The 1,830-nt window shown below is 66.4% G+C and carries 3 protein-coding genes; all 3 read right to left on the reverse strand.

Features of this window, described 5'->3' with window-relative positions:
• On the reverse strand, window positions 1–268 hold a 268-nt coding region (locus tag ACFWF3_RS34415; protein ID WP_379318208.1), incomplete at its 3' end, for a nuclear transport factor 2 family protein.
• Window positions 265–1,200 carry an NAD-dependent epimerase/dehydratase family protein gene (locus ACFWF3_RS34420; protein WP_379318210.1) on the reverse strand — a complete coding sequence of 312 codons (936 nt, stop codon included), beginning with the start codon at window positions 1,198–1,200 and terminating at the stop codon, window positions 265–267. The genes ACFWF3_RS34415 and ACFWF3_RS34420, both read right to left, overlap by 4 nt.
• 11 nt (window positions 1,201–1,211) lie before the next feature.
• Window positions 1,212–1,830, reverse strand: a 619-nt coding sequence (locus ACFWF3_RS34425; protein ID WP_379318212.1) for a thioesterase domain-containing protein, incomplete at its 5' end; no start/stop codon positions are given.

Consider the following 1,830-nt stretch of genomic DNA (forward strand, 5'->3'; position numbering starts at 1 on the left):
GCCAGGACGAGCACGGCCAGGGCCAGGGGCGCGGCGGCTCCCTGACCGAACGCGAACGCGAGGTGCTCGGCCTGATCGCCGACTGCTTGATTCCGTCGTGGCCGATCTTGGTTCCGCCGAGGCCGTACTTGTGCATGCCGTCCGGGTGGACCCATTCCACGTCGTCGTGCAGGACGGACAGGATCTTGCCGACATCGCGCGTGGCGAAACCGTCGTAGGACGTGCGGATGGCCTCGATGTTCGGCGTCGTCACCTGTGCGCGGCTCATGACGGCGTCACCTGACGCACGTGCGCCGGGTGGTGCGCGGCGAGCGTGCGACGAATACCGTCGCGCCAGTCGACCGTGCACGGGCCGGTGAGGGACCGGCGCAGTTCGGGATCGAACTGGTAGGTCTCACGGGTGACCTCGGCGGGGACGAGTTTCGCCTCGATACCGCTGAGCTCTTCGAGGTATCGCACACAGTCGGTGATACCCACCGATTCGTCACCACCCCAGTTGACGAGCCTGGCCGGCACCGACGCCGCGTTCCACAGGTCGGGAACATGGGCGACGAGGTCGTCGGTGTAGAGCAGCGAACACCAGTTCTGCCCCTCCAGCGGAACCGGAATCGGTTCCCCGGCCAGCATCCGCTGGAAATACAGCATCGGCACACCGCCGTATCCGCCGGGACCGTAGGCGATGTTGAGCCGGGCGATCGTGGTCGGCAGTTCGAGCACGTTGGCCATCGCCCGCACGGTGCCTTCGGCGGCGATCTTGCCGACCGGGTAGGTGGGCAGCCAGTCGGCGACGCCGTCGATCGGGTCGGATTCGCGATAGGCGTGGTCGAGGGTCTGCCGTTTGTAGAGCGCGCCGGTCGAGACGAACAGGAACGACTCGGCGGTGCGGCAGTGTGTCATGAGCCGCGCACAGGCGGTGGCGTTGATGCCGAGCGCGTCCTCGAAATCGCTGCCGTCACCGCGATGGACCGCAGAGTGCAGTACGTGGGTGAAATCGGTGGGCAGCTGTTCGTAGCCCGCGGCGGTGGTGTCGTTCATGTCCCACTGACGCGTGATCACACCGACCTCGCGCAGTTCGGCTTCGACACCCGGTGTCCCGAAGCGGCCGAGACACCAGACCTCGTTGTCTGCGGCGAGCGCCTCGGCGACAGGTCTGGCGACCTGCCCGGTCCCGCCGGTGATCAGAATCTTCTTGCCGTGCAACGTGTTTCTCCCTATCGGTCGGCGTCGGCGAGTGCCCGGTCGAGTTCCTTGCGCAGAACGGACTGGAACGCGGTGACGTGCCGTGGCCCCATCAGCGTGTAGTGCTCGCCGGGGACGTCGATGTAGCGGTTGGGTTCAGTGGTGAACTCGTCCCACCGGCTGAGTTCGTTGTCGATCCAGTCTTGTTTGGTGCCGCGCAGGGGAACCGCGCAGAACACGCTCATCGAGCGCACGGCACCACTGGGCGAATACGTGCGGCCCAGGCCGGTGAGACCGTCGGCGAGCTCGGCCCATGCCGTGAACTTCGTCAGGTCCAGATCGAGTTCGGCGATCCGTTCGGGTGGGGCGAGCTCGATCAGGCGTGCGAGCTGCCGGCTCTTGGGCAGTGCGCGCAGCTCGGCGGGCAATTCGGCGGCCTGCCGCTTGCTGATCAGGTCGAGGAACATCGCCAGATTCGCCGCGGTCTCGGTGAAGTCCAGCTCGTCCATCCGGTACTTGATATGCGGTGGCAGGTTGAAGCTGCCGAGGAAATCGACCCGCTCACCCTCGGCCTCGAGTCGCTTGGCGATCTCGAAGGCCACCGCGGCACCGAAGGAGTAACCGGCGAGGGCATACGGTCCGTGCGGTTGC

This window comes from Nocardia sp. NPDC060220, assembly GCF_042727815.1.
Lineage (GTDB): Bacteria > Actinomycetota > Actinomycetes > Mycobacteriales > Mycobacteriaceae > Nocardia.